Raw genomic sequence first — 22,068 nt, forward strand, 5'->3', positions numbered from 1 at the left:
GATTCCTACTAGTCTCGTGGGCTCGGCCATGTGTATAAGAGACAGGCATCCAGCCGCCCGCGGCGAGCGAGAACGAGGAGACGAGCGCGGCCGCCGGCGGCACGGGCGATCCCGGCGGCGCGGCCACGCCGCCGGCGCAGCGTCAGAGCCCCTCCGACGCCCCCACGTCGGCTCCCGCCCCCGCCAAGCCCGGCCGCGGCGGAGGGCGCGCGCGCGGCGGACGTTCCACGCGGCAGTCCTCCGAGGTGCGGGACCGTCAGGCCGCCCGGGTGGTGGCCGGGGAGGGGGTGGCCGCCGTCCAGCACATGACCGCCGTCCCCGCCGACGGCTCCCGCGGACGGCAGACGGTACGGCTGCGCACCGCCGAGGCCCCCGACGGCGCCCCGGCGACCGGCGAGTCCTGGAACCGCTCCGCGGGCCGGGACCGGCGGGCCGCCACCGCGATGGCCGCCCCCGTGGAGCCCGGCCGCCGGGCCACCGCGGGCGGCGGGACCCCGGGCGTCCCGGGCGTTCCCGGCCCCGCGCAGCCGGAGGGCGGCGAGTCGCGCGCCCGTCAGCGCACCCCGGACACGACGCTGCCCACCTCCCGGGCGACCGGCCGGCAGGGCGGCCGCGGAGGCCCCGCGGGCGGGCACCCCGTCGACGAGGACTCCACCGGCGGCCAGCCGCTGAAGAAGATCGGCCCGCAGAACCGCGGCCGGGCGGGACAGGCCGAGACCGATCGGCTGCGCTACATCGGCGCGGCCACCCGCCGCATCGCCCGCGGCCTGGACCTGGACGAGATCGTGCTGGGCCTGTGCCGCTCCGCGGTGCCCGCCTTCGCCGACGCGATCCTGGTCTACCTGCGCGACCCGCTGCCGGTGGGAGACGAGCGCCCCTCCGGTCCGCTGGTGCTGCGGCTGCGGCGCACCGACCGGGTGCCGGACGAGGACGCCCCGGAGCCGGTCGAGGGCCTGCTCATGCCGGTCGTCCCCTCCACGGAGGGCGCCTACGGCTCGGCCGCCGAGGTCGTGAACGTCCCCCCGGACGGCCCGCTGGCCGAGGTGCTGCGCGGGGTGCGGCCGGTGTTCTCCGAGAACGCGCAGTCCACGGCGGCCCTCCACGAGCTGGTCGGAGGCTGCCGGGAGGCCGAGTTCGGCGGGACGTTAGACCTTCCGGCCGGACGCCGGGCGATCCTGGCACCACTGCGCGGCCGCCGCCGGGTGATCGGCGCGACCGTGCTGCTGCGCCGTCCCGAGCGCGCCCCGTTCGACCCGGACGACCTGCTGATCGCGGCCCAGCTGGCCACCCACACCGCGCTCGGCGTGGACAAGGCGGTGCTCTACGACCGCGAGGCGTCCATCGCCGACTCCCTGCAGCGCGAGATGCTGCCGGACTCCCTGCCGGAGCCCACCGGGGTCCGGCTGGCGAGCCGCTACCTGCCCGCCGCCGAGTCGGCCCGGGTCGGCGGCGACTGGTACGACGCGATCCCGCTGCCCGGCAGCCGGGTGGCGCTGGTGGTCGGCGACGTCATGGGCCACTCCATGACCTCGGCGGCGATCATGGGCCAGCTGCGGACGACCGTGCAGACCCTGGCGGGCCTGGACCTGTCGCCGCAGGAGGTGCTCTACCACCTGGACGAGCAGGCCCAGCGGCTCGGCCAGGACCGCATGGCCACCTGCATCTACGCGGTCTACGACCCGATAGCGCACCGGGTGACCATCGCCAACGCGGGCCACCCGCCGCCGGTGCTGCTGCACGCCAGCGGCCTGGCCGAGGTGCTGCGCGTGCCGCCGGGCGCGCCGATCGGCGTGGGCGGCGTGCCCTTCGAGGCGGTGGAGCTGCCCGCCCCGGCCGGGGCGACGCTGCTGCTGTACACCGACGGCCTGGTGGAGTCCCGGGCCCGTGACGTGTGGGGCGGCATCGAGATGCTGCGCGAGCGGCTGCACACGGCGTCGGCGGTGGTGTGTCCGCCGCCGCTGGAGCCGCTGTGCGACGAGGTGCTGGGTATCGTCGGCCCGGGCGACCGGGACGACGACATCGCGCTGCTGGCCGCCCGCTTCGACGGCATCGCGCCGCGCGACGTCGCCTACTGGTTCCTGGAGCCGCGGGCACAGACGGCCGGCCGGGCCCGGAGGCTGGTGCGCCAGGCTCTCAGCCGCTGGAACCTGGAGCCGCTGGCCGAGGCGACGGAGCTGCTGGTCAGCGAGGTGGTGACCAATGCGGTGCGGTACGCCGAGCGCCCCATCACCCTGCGGCTGCTCCGCACCGACGTGCTGCGCTGCGAGGTCGGCGACGACGCCCCGACGCTGCCGCGGATGCGCCAGGCCCAGCCGCAGGACGAGGGCGGGCGGGGGCTCTACCTGGTCAACCGGATGGCGCAGCGCTGGGGAGCGACCCGGCTGAGCGCCGGGAAGGTGGTCTGGTTCGAAATGGGCATTCCGGGCGGTGTCGACCGGTAGACACTCCGTGTCCGTACACACTTTATTTTTGGACATTGTCCAGATCCATGGCGTGAAGCCATTGTCCGGCGTGCCGAGCCGGTGATTCAGTGTTTGTGTGGTCGTTAGCGACCAGGAGCCCCCGACGGACTCTTCCGAAGATCGACGGGAGGACACACTCACATGAGCACCCCCTACACCACCAACAACGCCGGGATCCCGGTGGAGAGCGACGCGCACTCGCTCACGGTGGGCTCGGACGGCCCGGTCCTTCTCCAGGACCACTACCTGATCGAGAAGATGGCGCAGTTCAACCGCGAACGGGTCCCGGAGCGTGTGGTGCACGCCAAGGGCTCGGGCGCGTACGGCGTCTTCGAGGTGACGAACGACGTCAGCCAGTTCACCAAGGCCGACCTCTTCCAGCCCGGACGCCGCACGGAGATGCTGGCCCGCTTCTCCACCGTCGCCGGCGAGCTGGGCAGTCCCGACACCTGGCGCGACCCGCGCGGCTTCGCCCTGAAGTTCTACACCGAGTACGGCAACTACGACCTGGTCGGCAACAACACCCCGATCTTCTTCGTGCGCGACGCGATGAAGTTCCAGGACTTCATCCGCAGCCAGAAGCGCCGTCCCGACTCCGGCCTGCGTGACAACAACATGCAGTGGGACTTCTGGACGCTGTCCCCCGAGTCGGCGCACATGGTCACCTGGCTGATGGGCGACCGCGGCGTGCCGAGGACCTACCGCCACATGAACGGCTACGGCTCCCACACCTACATGTGGGTCAACGGCGGCGGCGAGCGGCACTGGATCAAGTACCACTTCAAGACCGACCAGGGCATCGACTTCCTCACCCAGGAGGAGGCCGACCACCTCGCCGGCGCCGACGGCGATCTGCACCGCCGGGACCTCTTCCAGGCCATCGAGCGCGGCGAACACCCCTCGTGGACGCTGTACGTGCAGGTCATGCCGTTCGACGACGCCGCGGACTACCGGTTCAACCCCTTCGACCTCACCAAGGTGTGGCCGCACGGCGACTACCCGCTGATCGAGGTCGGCCGGATGACCCTGAACAGGAACCCCGAGGACTACTTCATCCACATCGAGCAGGCCGCCTTCGAGCCCAGCAACATGGTGCCCGGCATCGGCCCCTCGCCGGACAAGATGCTCCTCGGCCGGCTCTTCTCGTACGCCGACACCCACCGCTACCGGATCGGCCCCAACTACGCCCAGTTGCCGCCGAACCGGCCGCACACCGAGGTGCGCTCGTACGCCAAGGACGGCCCGATGCGCTACGAGCCGTCGCGCGCCGCCGCCCCCTACGCCCCGAACTCCGTGGGCGGGCCGGAGGCCGACATCGCCCGCTTCGGCGACCCGGCCGGCTGGGAGGTCGCGGGGAACATGGTGCACGAGCCGTACAAGCTGCACCGCGAGGACGACGACTTCGGCCAGGCCGGGACGATGGTCCGGAAGGTCCTGGACGACGCCGCCCGCGACCGGCTGGTCTCCAACGTGTCGGGCCACTTGAAGAACGGGGTCAGCGCCCCCGTCCTGGCGCGCGCGGTCGAGTACTGGCGCAACATCGACAAGGAGGTCGGCGACCGCATCGCCGCCAACGTCAACGGCCTGTAGGCCGCACCTCCCCACGGCCGCAGCCCCGGAGCACGTGATGTCCGTCCGTGCCTCGGGGCTGCATCGCGCCGGCCGGGACGGAACCGGGCGGGCCGGGCTGCGAGCCCACCGCGTATCAGACGCGTCCCGGGCACGGAATGGGAAAGGACCTGCTCAGGAGGGGTCAGGTCACCGGTGCGTCACTATGCACAAGATCTATACACCGTAGGTATACGCGTCGTGTAGAGTCCTCGGTCATGAGCATCGGCCACACCCTGCTCGGACTCCTGGAGTCCGGCCCGCGCCACGGCTACGACCTGAAGCGGGCATTCGACGGCAAGTTCGGCCACGACCGCCCGCTGCACTACGGGCAGGTCTACTCGACGATGGCGCGGCTGCTGAAGCACGGGCTGGTCGAGGTCGAGGGCATCGAGCCCGGCGGCGGCCCGGAGCGCAAGCGGTACGCGATCACCGACGCCGGGATCACCGACGTCGACAAGTGGCTCGCGCAGCCGGAGAAGCCCGAGCCCTATCTGCAGAACACCCTCTACACCAAGGTCGTCCTCGCGCTGCTCACCGGGCGCAGCGCCGCCGGTCTGCTCGACACCCAGCGGTCCGAGCATCTGCGGCTGATGCGGGAACTGACCGAACGCAAACGGCACGGCGACCTCGCGGACCAGCTCGTCTGCGACCACGCCCTGTTCCACCTGGAGGCGGACCTGCGGTGGCTGGAACTCACCGCCGCCCGCCTCGACCTACTCGCGGCGGAGGTAGCCGAGTGAGCACCACGGACAACCTGATGGAAGCCGTCGACCTGCACAAGGCGTACGGCCCGACCCCCGCCCTGGACGGCGCGGAGTTCGCGATCCGCGCCGGTGAGGTGGTCGCCGTCATGGGGCCGTCCGGCTCGGGCAAGTCGACGCTGCTGCACTGCCTGGCCGGCATCGTCCGGCCGGACTCCGGCAGCGTGCTGTACCGGGGACGCGACCTGACCGCGATGAGCGACGCCGAGCGCAGCGCGCTGCGCCGCGGCGAGTTCGGCTTCGTCTTCCAGTTCGGCCAGCTCGTCCCGGAGCTGACCTGCGTGGAGAACGTCGCGCTACCCCTGCGGCTGAACGGGACCCGGCGTAAGGAGGCCGAGGCCCGGGCCTCGGAGTGGCTGGTCCGGCTGGAGGTCGACGAACTGGCGGGCAAGCGGCCCGGCGAGATCTCCGGCGGCCAGGGCCAGCGCGTCGCGGTGGCCCGGGCCCTGGTCACCGGCCCGCGGGTGATCTTCGCCGACGAGCCGACCGGCGCCCTGGACTCCCTCAACGGCGAGCGCGTGATGCGCATGCTCACCGACGCCGCCCGCGACACCGACGCCGCCGTCGTCCTCGTCACGCACGAGACGCGGGTGGCCGCCTACTCCGACCGCGAGGTCGTCGTGCGCGACGGCAAGTCCCGCGACCTGGAGAAGGTGGCATGAGTTCCGGAACCACGACGCGGGGCGGCACCCTGTCCGGCTGGGTCCGCGATGTGGGCCTGGGCTTGCGTTTCGCCACCACCGGCGGACGCGAGGGCTGGACCCGTACCGCGCTCACCGCCGTCGGCGTCGGCCTCGGCGTGGCACTGCTGCTGGTGTCCGCCTCCGTCCCGGCCATGCTGGGCGCCCGCAGCGACCGCGGTTACGAGCGGGACTACTCCTGGTTCAAGGAGCCGCCCAAGGTCAGCGCGAGCACTGTGCTGTTCGCCGTGGCGAACACCACCTTCCGTGACGACGAGATCCGGGGCCTGCTCCTCAAGGCCGAAGGCGACCGGCCCGCGCTGCCGCCCGGCCTCACGAAGATGCCCGCCCCCGGCGAGATGGTCGTCTCCCCCGCGCTGCAGAAGCTGCTCGACCAGCCCGGCAGCAAGCTGCTGCGCGAACGCCTGCACTACCGGATCACCGGCGTCATCGGCGACCAGGGCCTGGTCGGCCCCGCCGAGATGGCCTACTACGCGGGCAGCGACGAGCTCGTCGCGCGGTCCGCCGACGGCTCGACGGGCAACGCCACCCGCATCCCGTACTTCGGACGCGGCTCCGTCAAGCCGGAGCCGCTCGGGGGCGTGCTGTCCCTGCTGGTGATCATCATCTTCGTGGTGCTGTTGCTCCCGGTCGCGGTCTTCATCGGCAGCGCCGTCCGCTTCGGCGGCGAACGCCGGGACCGGAGGCTTGCCGCGCTGCGGCTGGTCGGCGCGGACAGCCGGATGACCCGGCGGGTCGCGGCCGGGGAGGCGCTGTTCGGCTCCCTGCTCGGACTGGCCGTCGGCACCGCGCTGTTCCTCGGCACCCGGCAGTTCGCGGCCGACGTCACGCTGTACGACATCAGCGTGTACCCCTCCGACATCACCCCGAGCATCGGCCTCGCCCTGCTCGTGGGCCTGGCGGTGCCGGCGGCGGCGGTCGCGGTCACCCTGCTGGCCATGCGCGGCATCGCCATCGAGCCGCTCGGCGTCGTGCGCAACGCGACGGCGCGACCGCGGCGCCTTTGGTGGCGCCTGCTGATCCCGCTGGCCGGCGTCGGGCTGCTGGCCCCGCTGTTCGGGACCGTCTCCCAGGACGACGCCGGGATCAACCCGTACCAGGTGACCGCCGGTGTGGTCCTGCTGCTCGTGGGGCTCACCGCCCTGCTCCCCTGGGTGGTCGAGTCCGTCGTCGGCCGGCTCCGCGGCGGCCCGGTGGCGTGGCAGCTGGCCACCCGCCGGATCCAGCTTCACAGCAGCGCCTCGGCCCGCATGGTCAGCGGCGTGACGGCTGCGGTGGCCGGGGCGATCGCCCTGCAGACCCTCTTCACCGGGGTGCAGAGCGACTTCGTCCGCGACTCCGGCATGGATCCGCACCGGGCGCAGATGGTCGCCAATCTGAGCGTCGCGAGCGGAGCCGAGGCCCACCGGGTCGAGCAGGCCTTCGCCGCCACCCCGGGGGTGCGGGACACGCTCTCCGTCCTCTCCTCGTACGCCGTGCCGGCGGACACCTCCACCAAGAAATCCACGGCCGACATGCATTCGGAGCGGGTCCTGGTGGCCGACTGCGCCACCCTGCGCCAGCTGGTGGACCTCAGTCACGGCTGCGCGGACGGCGACGTGTTCCTCGCCGACGACCCGCACGTCGTCGGCGACGCCCACTCGTTCGTGCGGCCCGGTCGCCCGATCGACCTCAACGTGCCGCAGGGGGAGCACTACACCGGCACGCCTCGTCTGTGGACGGTGCCGGCCGGCGCCCGCAAGGTGACCTCGATCACCGCGCCGGACGGCGACCAGGAGTCGGGTGTGCTGGCCACCCCCCGGGCCCTGGACGTGGCATCGCTGCGCAGCCCGGAGGTGAAGGTCATGCTGCGGACGGACCCGCACGCGCCGGACGCGGTCGAGCAGATCCGCAACACCACGGAGCGCCTCGACCCCTGGGCCGACGTGTTCCAGCTCCAGGCGAAGAGTGAGGACTCGAAGTTCGCCAACATCCGGCGCGGCCTGCTCGTCGGCGCTGCCGCCACCCTGGCCCTGATCGGCGCGAGCCTGCTCGTCTCGATGCTGGAGCAGCTGCGCGAGCGCAGGAAGCTGCTGGCGGTCCTGGTCGCCTTCGGCACCCGGCGCTCGGTGCTCGGACTGTCCGTGCTGTGGCAGACCGCGCTCCCGGTCGCGCTCGGTATGGCCCTGGCCGTCGTCGGCGGTGCCGGGCTGGGCGCCGCCCTGCTGAAAATGGTCGGCGCACCACTGGACCTCGCCTGGGGCAGCGTCGCCGCGATGAGCGGCATCGCCGCGGGGGTCGTCCTGCTGGTGACCCTGCTGGCCATGCCGCCGCTGTGGCGCATGATGCGGCCGGACGGGCTGCGCACCGAGTGACCCCGGGCGGTTCGCCCGTCAGCGGGCGAACCGCACCGGAAGCGGTTTCAGGGCACCGCGCAGCGCGGAGGCGAAGGTTTCGAACTCCTCCGCGCGCGCGGTGCCCGCGCGCATCGCCAGCGCGATGCTCCGCGACGGCGCCGGGTCCGCGAAGTACCCCGTGGCGAGGTCCGCGCTGCGCCCGGTCTCCACCGGGACCGCCGTCCTCGGCAGCAGCGTCACCCCGAGCCCGCCGGCCACCAGTTGCACCAGTGTGGACAGGCCCGCCGCGGTCGTGGTCGCACTCGCCCCCTCGGTGCGGCCCGCCTCCCGGCAGACGTCCAGCGCCTGGTCGCGCAGGCAGTGGCCCTCCTCCAGCAGCAGCAGGTCCAGCTGCCGCAGGGCCTCCCGCGGGATGTCCGTCCGTCCGGCCAGCCAGTGGCCCCGCGGGGCGACCAGGACGAAGTCCTCGTCGAAGAGCGGTAGTTCGGTGACGGAGGGAACACCGAGCGGGACGGCGAGCAGCAGCAGGTCGAGGCGGCCCGCCGCGAGGCCGTCCAGCAGCGAGGACGTCTGCTCCTCGTGCACCTGGAGGTCGAGTTCCGGGTACGCGTCGTGGACCAGCCGCAGCACGGTCGGCAGCAGATAGGGCGCGACCGTGGGGATCACCCCGAGGCGCAGCACACCGGTGAAGGGCGCGCGCGCCGCCTCCGCCTCGTCCAGCAGGTCGCCGAGCGCCTCCAGCACCGCCCGCGCCCGGACCGCGACGCGCTCCCCCGCCGAGGTCAGCAGAACCTTGCGGGTCGTGCGCTCCACGAGCACCACTCCGAGCGTCTCCTCCAGCGCGGCGACCGCCCCGGACAGCGCCGGCTGGCTCGTCCCGATCGCCGAGGCCGCGTCCCTGAAGTGCAGGTGCTCGGCGACCGCCGCGAAGGCCCGCAACTGGGACAGACTGGGCTGGCGCTGGGTCGCGCGCTGACTGGCGATAACCGCCTCCGATCAAGAAGCTCCAGTCTAGTCGCGCACCCGATCAATGGCCCCGGGGGCCCACGGCGGCCGCGGACCCTCGCCGAAGCCGTCACTCTCCGCAGCGACCTCAGGGTTCGATAAGTGCAGCCGATCAATGCCACCCGCTGCGGCGATTTCACTGATCAAAGGGCTCATGGCAGGGTGATCGGGACCAGACAAGGGACCGGTGCGCCACCCCGCAGCCGGCTCCCCACCCTCACAAGGAGTGCGCGTGCTCACCGTCGGTGACAAGTTCCCCACGTTCGAACTGACCGCCTGTGTGGACCTCGACCCGGAGAAGGCCTTCGCCCAGATCGACCACAAGTCGTACGAGGGCAAGTGGAAGGTCTACTTCGCGTGGCCGAAGGACTTCACCTTCGTCTGCCCGACGGAGATCGCGGCGTTCGGCAAGCTGAACGACGAGTTCGCCGACCGTGACGCGCAGATCCTCGGCTTCTCCGTGGACTCCGAGTTCGTGCACCACGCCTGGCGCAAGGACCACGAGGACCTGCGCGACCTGCCCTTCCCGATGCTGTCGGACATCAAGCGCGAGCTGTGCACCGACCTCGGCATCCTCGGCGAGGACGGCGTCGCCCAGCGCGCCACCTTCATCGTGGACCCGAACAACGAGATCCAGTTCGTCATGGTGACCGCCGGCTCCGTCGGCCGTAACCCCAAGGAGGTCCTGCGGGTCCTCGACGCGCTGCAGACGGACGAGCTGTGCCCCTGCAACTGGAAGAAGGGCGACGAGACCCTCGACGTCGTCAAGCTGCTGGCCGGTGAGTGACCGTGGCGCTCGATGAGCTGAAGTCCGCGCTGCCGGACTACGCCAAGGACCTCAAGCTCAACCTGGGCTCCGTGATCGGCAACTCCGAGCTCCCGCAGCAGCAGCTGTGGGGCACGGTGCTGGCGACCGCCATCGCCTCCCGCTCGGCGATCGTGCTGCGCGCGCTGGAGCCCGAGGCCCGGGAGAACCTCTCGCCGGAGGCGTACGAGGCCGCCAAGGCCGCCGCCGCCATCATGGCGATGAACAACGTCTACTACCGGACCCGGCACCTGCTGTCGGACCCGGAGTACGGCAACCTGCGGGCCGGTCTGCGGATGAACGTCATCGGCAACCCGGGCGTCGACAAGACCGACTTCGAGCTCTGGTCGCTGGCGGTCTCGGCGATCAACGGCTGCGGGATGTGCCTCGACTCGCACGAGCAGGTGCTGCGCAAGGCGGGTGTCGAGCGCGAGACGGTCCAGGAGGCCTTCAAGATCGCCGCCGTCGTGCAGGCGGTCGCGGCGACCCTGGACGCCGAGGCGGTCCTCGCCGACGCGTGACGCATGCCCCTCGAGGGCCCGGCCACCCTTGCGGCGACCGGGCCCTCGGGTTGTCAGGCGTCGGGCGACCGCGCTCGACGCCTGACAACCCGGTGGAAGTGCGGGGACTGCGGCAGCCGCCGGGGGACCACGCCGTCCTCGAAGGCGCGGGCCGGGCCGTAGGCGTCGGCGAGGCGGGCCTCCGGTGCCCTGACCCGCCGGGGCGGTCCTGGCCGCACCCGGCCGCTCGAACATCTCGTCCCATGCGCCGGTCACATCGGCGCGCTGCGGTGCGATTCCCGGGGAGCGCACACGCGCGCGGCCGCCCCGAGGGGCGGCCGCGGCACCGGGTGGTCACGCCGTCAGGCGGTCCCCTCCGGCGTGCCGTCGGGCAGCCCGGGCGCGCCGACCGGCGCCACCTCGGCGGCCGTCGCGCCGTGCGGCGGGGGCTCGTCGGCCATCGCCGACTCCCGGGCGTGGGCGCGCAGGTAGCCGACGACGGTGTTGGCGACCGCGACCAGCGGCACGGCGACGACCGCCCCGCCGATCCCGGCGATGAGCGAACCCGCCGCCACCGAGAGGATCACACCGAGCGGGTGCACCCGCACCGCCCGGCCCAGGATGAACGGCTGCAGGATGTGGCCCTCGATCTGCTGCACCAGCAGGACGACGAAGAGCACCATCAGCGCCGTGAACGGACCCTCCGTCACCAGCGCCACCACCATCGCGATGGCGCCCGAGGCGACCGCGCCGACCAGCGGCACGAACGCGGCCAGGAAGATGATCACGGCCAGCGGCACCGCCATCGGCACCCCGAGGAAGAAGATGCCGATGCCGATGAAGATGGCGTCGATCAGGGCCACTATCACCGTGCCGCGCACATAGAGGGTGAGCGTGCGCCAGGCGCGCGGCCCGGCGCCGCCGAGCCCGTCGCGGGCGGCCACGGGGAAGAGCTTGAGGAACCAGTTCCAGATGTTCCGGCCGTCGTAGAGCAGGAACAGCGTGCTGAACATCGCCAGCAGGATGCCGGTCAGCATCTCCACCACGACGGTGACGCCCTGCAGCCCGGCGTCGGTCAGCGCCTTGGAGTTGGTGCCGATCGCCTCCTGGAGGTTCTTGGCGATCTGGTTGATCTGGTCCTCGGTCACGTGGAACGGGCTGTTGAGCAGCCAGCGCTTCAGCTCGGTGACGCCGTCCTGGAGGCTGTTGGAGAGGTTGTCGACGTTCTCCATGACCTGCCAGACCACGAACCAGCCGACCAGGCCCATCATCACGAAGCCGCCGATGAAGACGATGGCCGTGGCGAACCCGCGCGGCACCCCCATCCGCTTCAGCCGGCCCACGAAGGGCTGCAGCAGCGCGGTGATCAGGAGCGCGGCGACGAAGGCGAGGACGACGAGCTGTATCGTGCCGATCACCCGCATCAGCACCCAGACGGTGCCGGCCAGCACCAGCAACCGCCAGGCGAGTTCGGCGGCGACCCGCATGCTCCACGGCACCTGGGCGACCGGGTCGCCGGGGCCGGAGGCGCGCGGCACGTGCCGGCGCGCGATCTGCTCCTCCTGGCGGCGGGCCTCCTCGCGGGCGCCCGCGGCCGCGGCACGGCGCTGCTCCTCCAGCCTCCCGGCGAGCTTGGCCAGCTCCGACGCCAGCCCGGAGCCCCATTGGCGCTTCTCCGACATCACTTCCCCTGTCCCCCGCCCCCGGCCTGTCCGACCGCACCACCGTACGCGCAACAAGCCCCCGATCCCTCAAGGGGTCGGGGGCTCGTCGGCGTTTTGTGGACAGGCGGCCTAGTACCAGTGGTTGGCCTGCCAGAACGACCAGGCACCGCAGGGGCTGCCGTACCGGCTGTTCATGTAGTTGAGGCCCCACTTGATCTGGGTGCCGGGGTTGGTGCGCCAGTCGGCGCCCGCGGAGGCCATCTTGGTGCCGGGCAGGGCCTGGACGAGGCCGTAGGCGCCGGAAGAGGCGTTCGTCGCGGTGTAGTTCCAGCCGCTCTCACGGGTCACGATGTTGGAGAAGCACTGGTACTGGGAGGCGTCGCCGACGATCCCCTGCGCCATGGCCTGGACTTCGGCGACGGTGTACGAGGCCTTGACGACCAGCGCGGCGCGCTCGGCGGCGCGGGAGGCCTCCTTGGCCTTGCGCTCGGCCTCGGCCTTCTCCTCCGCCTTCTTGCGGGCAGAGGCGTCCTTGGCGGCCTGCTTGCGGGCCGACTCCTCGGCGGCCTTCTTGGCCCCGGCGTCGGCGGCGTCGGACTGCGCCTGCACCTGCTGGGTCAGGGAAGCCTGCTGAACCTGCTGTCCCGCAGGTATGTCCGCGAGGACGGTCGGCGCATCGGCGGCGGCGACGGGCTGTACGACACCCTCGCTGCCGGAGGCGACACCGACGACGGCGCCCACAGTGGTGACCGCAGTGGCCGAAGCCACCGCGAATCCCCGGACCGAGATCCGGCTCACACGGTTTCCTTCCAGCGTCGCCCGCTTGGTGACCTCGCGGACGCGATCGTGCCCCTTCGCACTGGCTCCTACTGCACCGGTCACAGAAGCACTGGCCCGGTGGGGCTCCCCCCGACGGGGCGGGAGTCCGCTGATTCAACTCGGGCGGCCCACGGCGAACGCTGTTCAGTTCTGAGGTTCCGTACGTTTGCGGGTACGGGTGTGCCGAGGGCGGGGGCCTGACAGAACCGACAGCCTGCCGTAGCGGGACGCGTCAACGCAATTCCCCGTTGCGTGTCAAAGCTCACACGCCACGTGGGCCACAGAAATTTCCGTTACGCATCCGTAGCCTCCGCGGACGGCGCTAGGCTGCTGCGCCCTTGCGGCGCAGCAGCCTAGCGGACCGTCCAACTCGCCTGTTACGCCCGGCCGTCCTCCAGCATCTCCGTCACGAGCGCGGCGATCGGCGAGCGCTCGGAGCGGGTCAGGGTGATGTGCGCGAAGAGCGGGTGGCCCTTGAGCTTCTCGACGACGGCGACCACGCCGTCGTACCGACCCACCCTCAGGTTGTCGCGCTGGGCGACGTCATGGGTCAGGACGACCCGGGAATTCTGCCCGATTCGGGACAACACGGTCAGTAGGACGTTGCGCTCCAGGGACTGCGCCTCGTCGACGATCACGAAGGCGTCGTGCAGGGAGCGGCCCCGGATGTGCGTGAGGGGCAGGACCTCCAGCATGCCGCGCGCCACGACCTCCTCGATGACCTCCTTCGACGTCACCGCGCCCAGGGTGTCGAAGACCGCCTGGGCCCACGGGCTCATCTTCTCGGCCTCCGAGCCCGGCAGGTAGCCGAGCTCCTGACCGCCCACGGCGTACAGCGGCCGGAAGACCATGACCTTCTGGTGCTGCTGACGCTCCAGCACCGCCTCCAGCCCCGCGCACAGCGCCAGCGCCGACTTGCCGGTGCCGGCCCGGCCGCCCATCGACACGATGCCGACGTCCGGGTCGAGCAGCAGGTCCAGCGCGATCCGCTGCTCGGCGCTGCGGCCGTGGATGCCGAAGGCCTCCCGGTCGCCGCGCACCAGCCGGACCCGGCCGTCGGCCGTCACCCGGCCGAGCGCCTTGCCGCGCTCGGACTGCAGGACCAGACCGGTGTGCACCGGCAGCCCCTCCACGTCGGGCAGGTCGACGGTCTCCGACTGGAAGAGCTCGTCCACCTCCTCGGCCGCGATCTGCAGCTCGTGCATGCCCGTCCACCCGGAGGTGATCGCCAGCTCGGCCCGGTACTCCTCGGCCAGCAGGCCGACGGAGGAGGCCTTGACGCGCAGCGGCAGGTCCTTGGAGACGACGGTGACGTCGTACCCCTCGGCCTGGAGGTTCCGGGCGACCGCGAGGATCCGCGAGTCGTTGTCGCCCAGCCGGAACCCCGCGGGCAGCACGCCCGGGTCCGAGTGGTTCAGTTCGACGCGCAGGGTGCCGCCCAGCTCGCCGATCGGGATGGGTGCGTCCAGCCGCCCGTACCGGATCCGGTACTCGTCGAGCAGCCGCAACGCCTGGCGGGCGAAGTAGCCGAGCTCGGGGTGGTGGCGTTTGGCTTCCAACTCGGTCACCACCACGACCGGCAGGACCACCTCGTGCTCGTCGAAGCGGAGGAGGGCATGCGGGTCGGCAAGCAGCACGCTGGTGTCGAGTACGTAAGTGCGCCGGTCGTGCTCACGGCGATTCTTGCTGGTCACCACGTGTGGACGAACCCCCTCGGAAGAGGTGCGGGTGCGACGGCGTCGCGCGGGACAGGGCCGGGACCGACCGGAAGGGCCGGACCGCGGCCCTTCGAGTCGACGCGGTCGATGCCGTCCGAGTCAAGGGTTGACAACGGCACGTCCGTGAGCAAAGGGCCTCCCGGGCGGACGGGCCAGGTGCCGTCCGCTTCTGTCCGACATCCATGGGCCGGATGTCGGTCTGACGGGTCTATTCCCTCGAAAGTGGAGGCCTATGCGACTGCATATGACAGGTGTTGGCCCGGGCCCTACCCTTGCCGTCCCGTCGCCGTGCGTTCCCGGGCCCTTAGCCGGGACGTAATCAGGCCACCGCGCCTTCCACCGTTCACCGCGACCACGGTGTGGCGCATCTCTCCCGGTACCGCCGTTCGGGTGACACCGGAAGGCGGGGTCCCGCGCTCAGGACCCGTAGCGTCGGTGCCGCGCCGCGTAGTCACGCAGCGCCCGCAGGAAGTCCACCCGGCGGAACGCCGGCCAGAACACCTCGCAGAAGTAGTACTCCGAATGCGCGCTCTGCCAGAGCATGAAGCCCGACAGGCGCTGCTCGCCGGAGGTGCGGATGACGAGGTCGGGGTCGGGCTGGCCGCGGGTGTAGAGGTGCTCCGCGATGTGGTCGATGTCGAGGATCTCCGCGAGGTCCTCGATGGAGGTGCCGCGGCCGGCGTGCTCGTGGAGGAGGGAGCGGACCGCGTCGGCGATCTCCTGGCGGCCGCCGTAGCCCACGGCGACGTTGACGAGTATGCCCTCGACGCCCTCCGTGGCCTGTTCGGCCTCCTTGAGGACGGACTGGGTGCGGGCGGGCAGCAGGTCCTTCGCGCCGACGTGGTGGACACGCCAGCGGCCGGTCGCGGCGAGGCCGCTGACCGCGTCCTCGATGATGCCGAGCAGCGGGACGAGCTCCTCCGCCGGGCGGTCGAGGTTGTCCGTGGAGAGCAGCCAGAGCGTCACGACCCCGACGCCGGTCTCCTCGCACCAGCCGAGGACCTCGGTGATCTTGTCCGCGCCGGCCCGGTGGCCCTGCTCGGTCGTGCGCGCCGCGGCCTTGGCCCAGCGGCGGTTGCCGTCGAGGATGACGCCGATGTGCTTCGGGGCCTGGGCCAGGTCGAGACGACGCTCCACACGGTGGGCGTACAGGTCGGTCAACCTCAGACGTACCAGGTCGCGCAGATTCATTGGCGGGCCCCTCCTGCGGTCGTCACCCCTTCGCCACCCTACTGCGCGCGTCTGCGGGCCGCCGAACCGGGTGCGAGGCTGTGGACCACCGTCGTGATAGGACCGTTTCTGTGGATATTCGTTCTCTCTACCGCGCCGCCGACGAGCGCTACGACGCCATGGCGTACCGCCGTACCGGCCGCAGCGGCCTGAAGCTCCCCGAGATCTCGCTCGGGCTCTGGCACAACTTCGGTGACGACCGCACCCTCGACTCGCAGCGCGCCATCCTGCGCCGCGCCTTCGACCTCGGCGTCACCCACTTCGACCTGGCCAACAACTACGGCCCGCCCTACGGTTCGGCCGAGAGCAACTTCGGGACCATCCTCGCCCAGGACTTCCGGCCGTACCGCGACGAACTGGTCATCTCGACCAAGGCGGGGTACGACATGTGGCCCGGCCCGTACGGCGAGTGGGGCAGCCGCAAGTACCTGCTCTCCTCGCTCGACCAGTCCCTGGGCCGGATGGGCCTGGACTACGTCGACATCTTCTACTCGCACCGGTTCGACCCCGACACCCCGCTGGAGGAGACGATGGGCGCCCTCGCGTCCGCCGTCCACCAGGGCAAGGCGCTCTACGTCGGCATCTCCTCGTACAGCGCGCAGCGCACCCGCGAGGCCGCCGGACTGCTGCGCCAGATGGGTGTGCCGGCGCTGATCCACCAGCCCTCGTACTCGATGATCAACCGCTGGGTCGAGGACGACGGGCTGCTGGACGTCCTGGACGAGGAGGGCATGGGCTGCATCCCCTTCGTCCCCCTGGCCCAGGGCCTCCTGACGGACAAGTACCTGAACGGCATCCCCGAGGGATCGCGGGCCGCCCAGGGCAAGTCCCTCGACCCCACCCTGATCACCGACGAGGTCGTGCGGCGGCTGCGCGGCCTCAACGACATCGCCTCCCGGCGCGGCCAGTCGCTGGCGCAGCTCGCGCTGAGCTGGGTGCTGCGCGACAGGCGGATCACCTCCGCGCTCATCGGGGCGTCGAGCGTGGCCCAGCTGGAGGCCAACGTCGCCGCGGTGGGCGCCGCCCCGCTGACGGCCGAGGAGCTCGCCCAGATCGACGAGTTCGCCCTCGAGTCGGGCGTCAACCTCTGGTCCCGCAGCAGCGACGCGTGACAAGCGACGCGTGACGTCGGCGGGCGCCCTGGTCAGGACGGCAGCAGCGGTCCGGCCAGGGCGCCGGCCAGGATGAACGGCCCGAAGGGCAGCGGCGTCCGGCGCCCCGCGCGGCGGGCCGCCAGCAGCACCAGGCCCGTGACCGCGCCCAGCGCGAAGGCAGCGAAGGTGCCGACGGCGAGCGTCCCCCAGCCGTACCAGGCGAGGACCAGGCCCGCGGTGGGGGCGAGTTTGACGTCGCCGAAGCCCATGCCGTCCGGGTTGACCAGGTGCAGGGCGAGGTAGAACAGGCCCAGCGCGGCCGCCCCCAGCAGCGCCCGGGGCCAGGAGCCCTCGTGGCCCGGGAGCAGTGCGGCCGCCCCGAGCAGCGCGGCCGTCCCCGCGGCGGAGGGCAGTGTCAGCACGTCCGGGAGCCGCAGCACCGTCAGGTCGACGCGGGCGAGCAGCACTCCGAGCGGGACGAGCAGCAGCCACACCGTCAGCTCGGGCCGCGGCCCGGTCGCCGCCGCCACCGCCGCGCAGACCACGGCGGTGAGCAGCGCGGAGCGCCAACCGGACGCCGGATGCCCCGCGTTGCGCACCGGCCCCGCCCAGCCGCGCCATCCGCCCGGATAGGGCAGGTCCGCCGGGCACCGGTCCAGCCGGGGCCGCTCCGGCGCGACGGACAGGCGGTACGCCGCGCGCGGCAGGGCGAGCCCCGTGACGGTTCCCCACACGACGGCCGCGGCGATCGGATAGACATGCATCGCGCCCGACCGTACACGGGCGCACCACGCGAAGGGACGTGAGCCGCATGGGTGACCTCCGCCGCGACGGGACCGCGCTTCTGCGTCTCGCCGGGGCCACGGACGGGGCCACGGACGGCGCGGGGCGGGCGGACGGCGCGGGGATACCGCTGGAGATCGCGGCCTCCTACCGGGCCCGCACCCGGGGGCTGCTGGGCCGTACGGGCATCGCCGGGGCGCTGCTGCTCACTCCCGCGGCGAGCGTGCACACCCTGGGCATGCGCTTCGCCATCGACGTGGCCTACCTCGACCGCCGGCTGCGGGTGCTCGCCGTCCGCACCATGCCGCCGGGCCGGCTCGGCCGCCCGCGGCTGCGGGCCCGTCACGTGCTGGAGGCGGAGGCCGGCGCGATGGCGGCCTGGGGCCTGGTGCCGGGTACGGAGGTGACCGTGGAGAAGCAGGCGGGGCGGGACGGGGCGGGCGGACACCGGTTCGGGGCCTAGAAGCCCTCGCCCCCGAAGTCGTTCGGGTCGGAGACGCCGCCGAAGGCGTCGGCGAACTGCACACCACCCACGACCAGCACGATGCCCACGGCGACGAAGAGCCCCAGGAACGCGAGCGTCAGCGCGAGTTGGCCGTACGGCACCCGGTAGCCGGCCGGGACGACCAGCGCCCGCTCCGGCGCCCCGGGGACATAGGCGACCGTCAGGCGATCGCCCTCGATCGTCGTGCTGGGCGCGCCCGGGTCCTCGAAGCGCACGTCGCGGCCGTCGGCGGTGCGGAACTCGAAGACGAAGTGCTGCCGTGAGCGGGCCGGGCCCTCGCTCGTCGAGCCCACGGTCGTGTACACCCGCACGCAACGCCCCTCGGCGCGCGACCCGCCGTGCACGGCCCGCCGGATCCACAGCAGGCGGTGGCCGGCGCGTACCGCGATCGCCAGCGGTACGAGCGTGATCAGCACGGCCACCAAGGTGAAGACCACCGGTATCGCAGCGTCCATCGGCATCCCCCGTCACTGCGAGGGGGCGCACGCCCCCGTCGTCGTACGGAGACACCCGGCACGCCCGGGCGGTTCCCGCCGGAGCGGGGCGCGGGGGGCAAAGAAGACGGGCCGGTCCGCAGGGGGGGAGAGCGGACCGGCCCGAGGGGGGGTTTCCAAGGTACCGCGCCGGAACCGCTCTCCCGGTCCAAGGTCATGAGGGAGATGTGAAGGTTCCCCCGAAGAAGTTGCGCGAACGGCGGGTGATTAGTCCGAATGGCCGCGAATGGCATGACTCGCCCCCTCACGTCACATCCGCACCGCACACGCTCCGTCACGGAACGCACCGGCTCCTCGGCGCGGAAATCAAGGACCCCGTCACCGGGCCCCACCCGTGTAGGTGAGCCGTTCTGTTGACCGCGGCCCGGCGCGCTACGAGGGACGGAACGTGATCTCCACGCGGCGGTTCTGCTTGCGACCCGCCTCGGTGGAGTTGTCCGCGATCGGGTAGTCCTCGCTGTACCCGCGCACCTGGAAGGCGTGGCCGGAGCTGCCGAGCGAGCCCAGCTCCTCCGCGAGGATCTTGTAGACGGCGTCAGCCCGCTTCTTGGACAGCACCTTGCCGTGCTCGTACGACCCCAGGTCGTCCGTGAAGCCGAAGACACGGATCGGCTGCGTGACGCCCTTGGCGTCGATGTCGGCCGCGATGGCCTTGAGCCGGTCGGTCGCCGCAGCGTTCAGCTTGGCGCTGTCCTTGCCGAACAGGACGTCCGACTGGAGGGCGTAGGTGACGGACGAATTCGACTCCTCGTGCCGCTCCTCGCCGTCGTCGGCGGAAGCGTTCTCGGAGGACGACGCGTCGGTCACGGAGACGATGTCCAGCACCTTCGGCGGTGCCAGCGTCGCCCCCTCGGGCAGTTGCAGGTCCTCGTCGTCCGCGTCCACCTTCACGGGCGCGGACGGGGTGGGCTGCGCCGTCGGGTCGTCGTCCGCCCGCGCGCTCGCGGCGGTGAGCGGCGTGAGCACGAGCGCGAGGCCGAGCACGACCGCGACGCCGGGGCGGGTGTGCGGACGGGGACGGTGCACGGTTCACCCCTCCGCGATCGTGATCTTGGCCGGGGGCATCGTCGGCAGCTGGAACTCCATCTCGGTGGTGCCTTCCGGCGGTGCCGGGAACTGGGCGAAGAACGGCCTCGTCTCCTCGGGCCGGATGCCGATCAGCTTGGTCGTACAAAGGCAGATGCCGTCAGTGTCGCGCAGCACGTAGTAGCGTTTCTTTCCGACCGAGTCGACCAACACGGCACCGGCCACGGACGCTCCGGACTTGGCAACCGCAAGCTCGTCGCCTCGCCACGTGGCGGCGTTGAACGTATCGTCACCGTTGTTGGTGATCGAACCCTTCACCGTGACGAAACCGCCCGGATCCCGGGTCGCCTCGCTGATCGTGACGGTGATGTCCTTCGCGCCCTTCATCTGGGCGAGTACCTGCGTCGGCGCGTCGGACGCCGTCGGACTCGACTTCCCCGACGTACTTGTCTTCGCGGACGGTGAGGCCTCGCCCTTGCCCTCGTCGCCTCCGCCACCGCAGCCCGCCAGAACCGCGGCGAGGGCCACGGCAACGGTGACTGCGGCCGGGCCATGCTTCCGGATTCGCATCGGTCCCCCGTTCCTCACTCACTGAGATGGACGGAGTAGAACTCCGCCAGTTTCAGGTCGAAGTCGTCGGCCGTCGGATCCACGGCGAACCGGTCTCCGTCGCAGATGAACGTGATCGCGTCGCCGCTCTCGTCATCGACGTCGCAGCGGCTCTCGACGACCGCCGTCGCGGTGGCGTTCGCGTGCATCGATTCGGTGCCCGGCACGACGGACCTCCCGACAGTGCCCGAAGAGTGAAGGGCAACCGTGGCACTGTCCGGACCACCCACGTCGCACTCGTCGACGACCGCCCCGTTCCGCGCCGCGTAGTCCGCTGCAGCGCCGCAGGCGCCGTCGGCGGTCATCCCGTCAAGGGCCAGCAGGTCCGCCAGCCGCTCAAGGTCTCTCGCCTCGAGGGCATCGAGGAATGACTCCCTGACGCTGTCGCGAACCTCCCGTGCGGCCGCGAGGGCCGAGGCGTCGGCCGCGGTCTGCGCCGTGTTCCTCACCGATGAGGCCTGCCCGACCGCGAAATACGCGAACGCCAGGAAGAACAGGGCGCCGACGGCCACGATGTAGAGCCCGAGGGTCTGGCCTCCATCGCCGCGCCCCCGCCCGGTCAGCCGGCGTCGACGATGTCCGAGATCTTGTCGAGGATTCCCTCGAGCACGGCGTCGCCTATGTCCGTCGTTCCCGCCAGCACACCGATGATGACCGCGATCACCACCGCGATGCCCAGGTACTCGAACGACGTCTGCCCCGAGTCGCCGCGGACGCGCACACGCGTGCGCAGCGCGGTCAGTCGCTTCACAACCCACCTGCTCATCTTCCGTGCCCCAAACCGTAGTCACGAGACGTGCGCCGGCCGCGCCCCTTGCGTCGGCCGGGGTCTGGCTATCGCCGCGGGCGGTCGCGGTGCCGGTGAGGTCCACGGCGCACCGCCTCCCATCGGGTCAACCCGCTGCGATTCGTGCCTGATTGCAGGTGCAAATGTGGTTGCGACTGCAAATGTACACCGCAACCCTGGGCTCCGCACCCAATATGACGGCTCCCGTCACTACCCACCACCCGCACCGAGAATGCGTTCACCACCCCGTCACCCCCATCACCCCAGCAGGTCGCCGAAGTTGATGCGCGACCCGAGGATCGTGCCCGTCATCAGCAGGATCATCGTCGCGGGGACGAGGAGCGTGGTGACCACACCGGTCGCGCGCGGCACGGTGCGGGCCGCGCGGCGGCGGGCGTTCTGGGCCTCGGTGCGGCGCATGTCCGTGGCGATCTGGAGCAGCGTGCGGGCGATGGGTGCGCCCAGCTCCTCGCCCTGCTGCAGGGCGGTGACGAACTGCCCGACCTGTTCGCTGCCGTTGCGCCTGCGCAGCTGGTCGAAGGCGTCGCGGCGGCTGACGCCGACGTCCATCTGGCGCAGGGCGATGCGGATCTCGTCGCTCCAGGGCCCCTTGTAGACGGAGGCCACGCGTTCGAGGGCCTGGCGGAAGCCGAGGCCGGCGCTCACCACCACCGCGAGGACGTCGAGGAAGTCCGGGAGCGTGCGCTCGATCTCGTCGCGTCGTCTGCGGACCGCGAGCCGGATGCCGAGGTCCGTCCAGCCGAGGCCGTAGGCGACCATCAGCAGGGCGGCGAACCAGTGGCCGGCCTGGAGGAGCACCAGGGCCGCCAGGGCTCCGAGGGCGCCGTAGACGGCGCGCCGGGCGGCGTAGCGGTCGACGGTGAGGCCGTAGGGGTGCCCGGCGTGGTCGATGCGGGTGCGGATCCGGTTGACCCGGGCGGGGCCCATGAGGCGCAGCACCAGGGGCGCCCAGCGCATCCCGAGGCGGTCGACGGCGTTGCCGACCTTGGTGGTGCGGGTCCGTCCGACCTCCAGGGCCAGTTGGAGGTCGCCGGGCAGTTTGACCTCGGAGCGGTAGAGGCCGATGCCGTAGCAGACGCCCACGGCTCCGAGGGCGGCGACGGCGGCCAGCACGACGGCGATCAACGTTCCTCCACC

General features: G+C 71.9%; 21 protein-coding genes. 9 read left to right on the forward strand and 12 right to left on the reverse strand.

The window, feature by feature from the left end; translation table 11 throughout:
• Positions 1-245: 245 nt before the first annotated feature.
• From PV342_RS15285 to PV342_RS15305, 5 genes are all read left to right on the forward strand, one after another.
• Positions 246-2,441 (forward strand): ATP-binding SpoIIE family protein phosphatase, encoded by a 2,196-nt coding sequence (locus tag PV342_RS15285; protein WP_500317469.1) that lies wholly within the window; start codon positions 246-248, stop codon positions 2,439-2,441.
• Between the two features lie 162 nt (positions 2,442-2,603).
• Entirely contained in the window at positions 2,604-4,052 is a 1,449-nt protein-coding gene (locus PV342_RS15290) for a catalase (protein ID WP_386994192.1), read from the forward strand.
• A gap of 236 nt (positions 4,053-4,288) precedes the next feature.
• Positions 4,289-4,813, forward strand: coding sequence for a PadR family transcriptional regulator (locus PV342_RS15295; RefSeq protein ID WP_018561397.1), 525 nt, complete (start codon positions 4,289-4,291; stop codon positions 4,811-4,813).
• A gap of 17 nt (positions 4,814-4,830) precedes the next feature.
• A complete protein-coding gene (locus PV342_RS15300) occupies positions 4,831-5,496 on the forward strand; it encodes an ABC transporter ATP-binding protein (protein ID WP_400799255.1) in 666 nt (221 codons plus the stop codon).
• Positions 5,493-7,889: an FtsX-like permease family protein gene (locus PV342_RS15305; RefSeq protein WP_400798794.1), complete on the forward strand. Its 2,397-nt coding sequence runs from the start codon at positions 5,493-5,495 to the stop codon at positions 7,887-7,889. The genes PV342_RS15300 and PV342_RS15305 overlap by 4 nt, the downstream gene beginning before the upstream one ends.
• 18 nt (positions 7,890-7,907) lie before the next feature.
• Here PV342_RS15305 and PV342_RS15310 read toward each other — a convergent pair whose 3' ends face one another.
• Entirely contained in the window at positions 7,908-8,810 is a 903-nt protein-coding gene (locus tag PV342_RS15310) for a hydrogen peroxide-inducible genes activator (RefSeq protein ID WP_400798797.1), read from the reverse strand.
• Between the two features lie 298 nt (positions 8,811-9,108).
• On the opposite strand from PV342_RS15310, the gene PV342_RS15315 reads away from it, so the two are divergent.
• Entirely contained in the window at positions 9,109-9,663 is a 555-nt protein-coding gene (locus PV342_RS15315; RefSeq protein ID WP_018561393.1) for a peroxiredoxin, read from the forward strand.
• Positions 9,664-9,665: 2 nt separating this feature from the next.
• On the forward strand, positions 9,666-10,202 hold the full coding sequence (locus PV342_RS15320; protein WP_361007384.1) for an alkyl hydroperoxide reductase: 537 nt from the start codon (positions 9,666-9,668) through the stop codon (positions 10,200-10,202).
• Positions 10,203-10,543: 341 nt separating this feature from the next.
• On the opposite strand, the gene PV342_RS15325 is transcribed toward PV342_RS15320, so the two are convergent.
• The 4 genes from PV342_RS15325 to PV342_RS15340 all read right to left on the reverse strand — a co-directional run bounded on the left by PV342_RS15325 (position 10,544) and on the right by PV342_RS15340 (position 15,573).
• A complete protein-coding gene (locus PV342_RS15325; RefSeq protein WP_018561391.1) occupies positions 10,544-11,863 on the reverse strand; it encodes an AI-2E family transporter in 1,320 nt (439 codons plus the stop codon).
• Between the two features lie 111 nt (positions 11,864-11,974).
• Positions 11,975-12,643, reverse strand: coding sequence for an aggregation-promoting factor C-terminal-like domain-containing protein (locus tag PV342_RS15330; protein ID WP_360998471.1), 669 nt, complete (start codon positions 12,641-12,643; stop codon positions 11,975-11,977).
• Positions 12,644-13,041: 398 nt separating this feature from the next.
• A complete protein-coding gene (gene phoH2, locus PV342_RS15335) occupies positions 13,042-14,361 on the reverse strand; it encodes an RNA 5'-3' helicase PhoH2 (RefSeq protein WP_018561389.1) in 1,320 nt (439 codons plus the stop codon).
• Positions 14,362-14,799: 438 nt separating this feature from the next.
• The gene (locus PV342_RS15340; RefSeq protein ID WP_018561388.1) at positions 14,800-15,573 is read right to left on the reverse strand and encodes an isoprenyl transferase; all 774 of its coding nucleotides are present in this window, start codon (positions 15,571-15,573) and stop codon (positions 14,800-14,802) included.
• Positions 15,574-15,683: 110 nt separating this feature from the next.
• Here PV342_RS15340 and mgrA point away from each other — a divergent pair, with 110 nt between their 5' ends.
• On the forward strand, positions 15,684-16,724 hold the full coding sequence (gene mgrA / locus PV342_RS15345; protein WP_086020731.1) for an L-glyceraldehyde 3-phosphate reductase: 1,041 nt from the start codon (positions 15,684-15,686) through the stop codon (positions 16,722-16,724).
• Positions 16,725-16,756: 32 nt separating this feature from the next.
• On the opposite strand, the gene PV342_RS15350 is transcribed toward mgrA, so the two are convergent.
• On the reverse strand, positions 16,757-17,470 hold the full coding sequence (locus tag PV342_RS15350) for a prepilin peptidase (RefSeq protein WP_500317473.1): 714 nt from the start codon (positions 17,468-17,470) through the stop codon (positions 16,757-16,759).
• A gap of 47 nt (positions 17,471-17,517) precedes the next feature.
• On the opposite strand from PV342_RS15350, the gene PV342_RS15355 reads away from it, so the two are divergent.
• Positions 17,518-17,952 carry a DUF192 domain-containing protein gene (locus PV342_RS15355; RefSeq protein WP_500317475.1) on the forward strand — a complete coding sequence of 145 codons (435 nt, stop codon included), beginning with the start codon at positions 17,518-17,520 and terminating at the stop codon, positions 17,950-17,952.
• On the opposite strand, the gene PV342_RS15360 is transcribed toward PV342_RS15355, so the two are convergent.
• The 6 genes from PV342_RS15360 to PV342_RS15385 form a co-directional block, all read right to left on the reverse strand.
• Complete coding sequence (locus tag PV342_RS15360; protein ID WP_400798811.1) at positions 17,949-18,449, reverse strand: DUF3592 domain-containing protein; 501 nt, start codon at positions 18,447-18,449, stop codon at positions 17,949-17,951. The two genes, PV342_RS15355 and PV342_RS15360, sit on opposite strands and share 4 nt — an antisense overlap.
• A gap of 411 nt (positions 18,450-18,860) precedes the next feature.
• Complete coding sequence (locus PV342_RS15365; RefSeq protein ID WP_500317476.1) at positions 18,861-19,514, reverse strand: OmpA family protein; 654 nt, start codon at positions 19,512-19,514, stop codon at positions 18,861-18,863.
• Between the two features lie 3 nt (positions 19,515-19,517).
• Entirely contained in the window at positions 19,518-20,084 is a 567-nt protein-coding gene (locus tag PV342_RS15370; protein ID WP_449707369.1) for a hypothetical protein, read from the reverse strand.
• A 14-nt stretch (positions 20,085-20,098) separates the two neighbouring features.
• A complete protein-coding gene (locus PV342_RS15375) occupies positions 20,099-20,686 on the reverse strand; it encodes a pilus assembly protein TadG-related protein (RefSeq protein WP_500317602.1) in 588 nt (195 codons plus the stop codon).
• On the reverse strand, positions 20,683-20,889 hold the full coding sequence (locus tag PV342_RS15380; protein ID WP_449707370.1) for a hypothetical protein: 207 nt from the start codon (positions 20,887-20,889) through the stop codon (positions 20,683-20,685). Before PV342_RS15380 ends, PV342_RS15375 begins: the two co-directional genes overlap by 4 nt.
• 279 nt (positions 20,890-21,168) lie before the next feature.
• Entirely contained in the window at positions 21,169-22,053 is an 885-nt protein-coding gene (locus PV342_RS15385; RefSeq protein WP_400799261.1) for a DUF5936 domain-containing protein, read from the reverse strand.
• Between the last annotated feature and the right edge of the window lie 15 nt (positions 22,054-22,068).

The sequence above is a fragment of the Streptomyces sp. PA03-3a genome (assembly GCF_033792735.1).
Classification (GTDB): domain Bacteria; phylum Actinomycetota; class Actinomycetes; order Streptomycetales; family Streptomycetaceae; genus Actinacidiphila.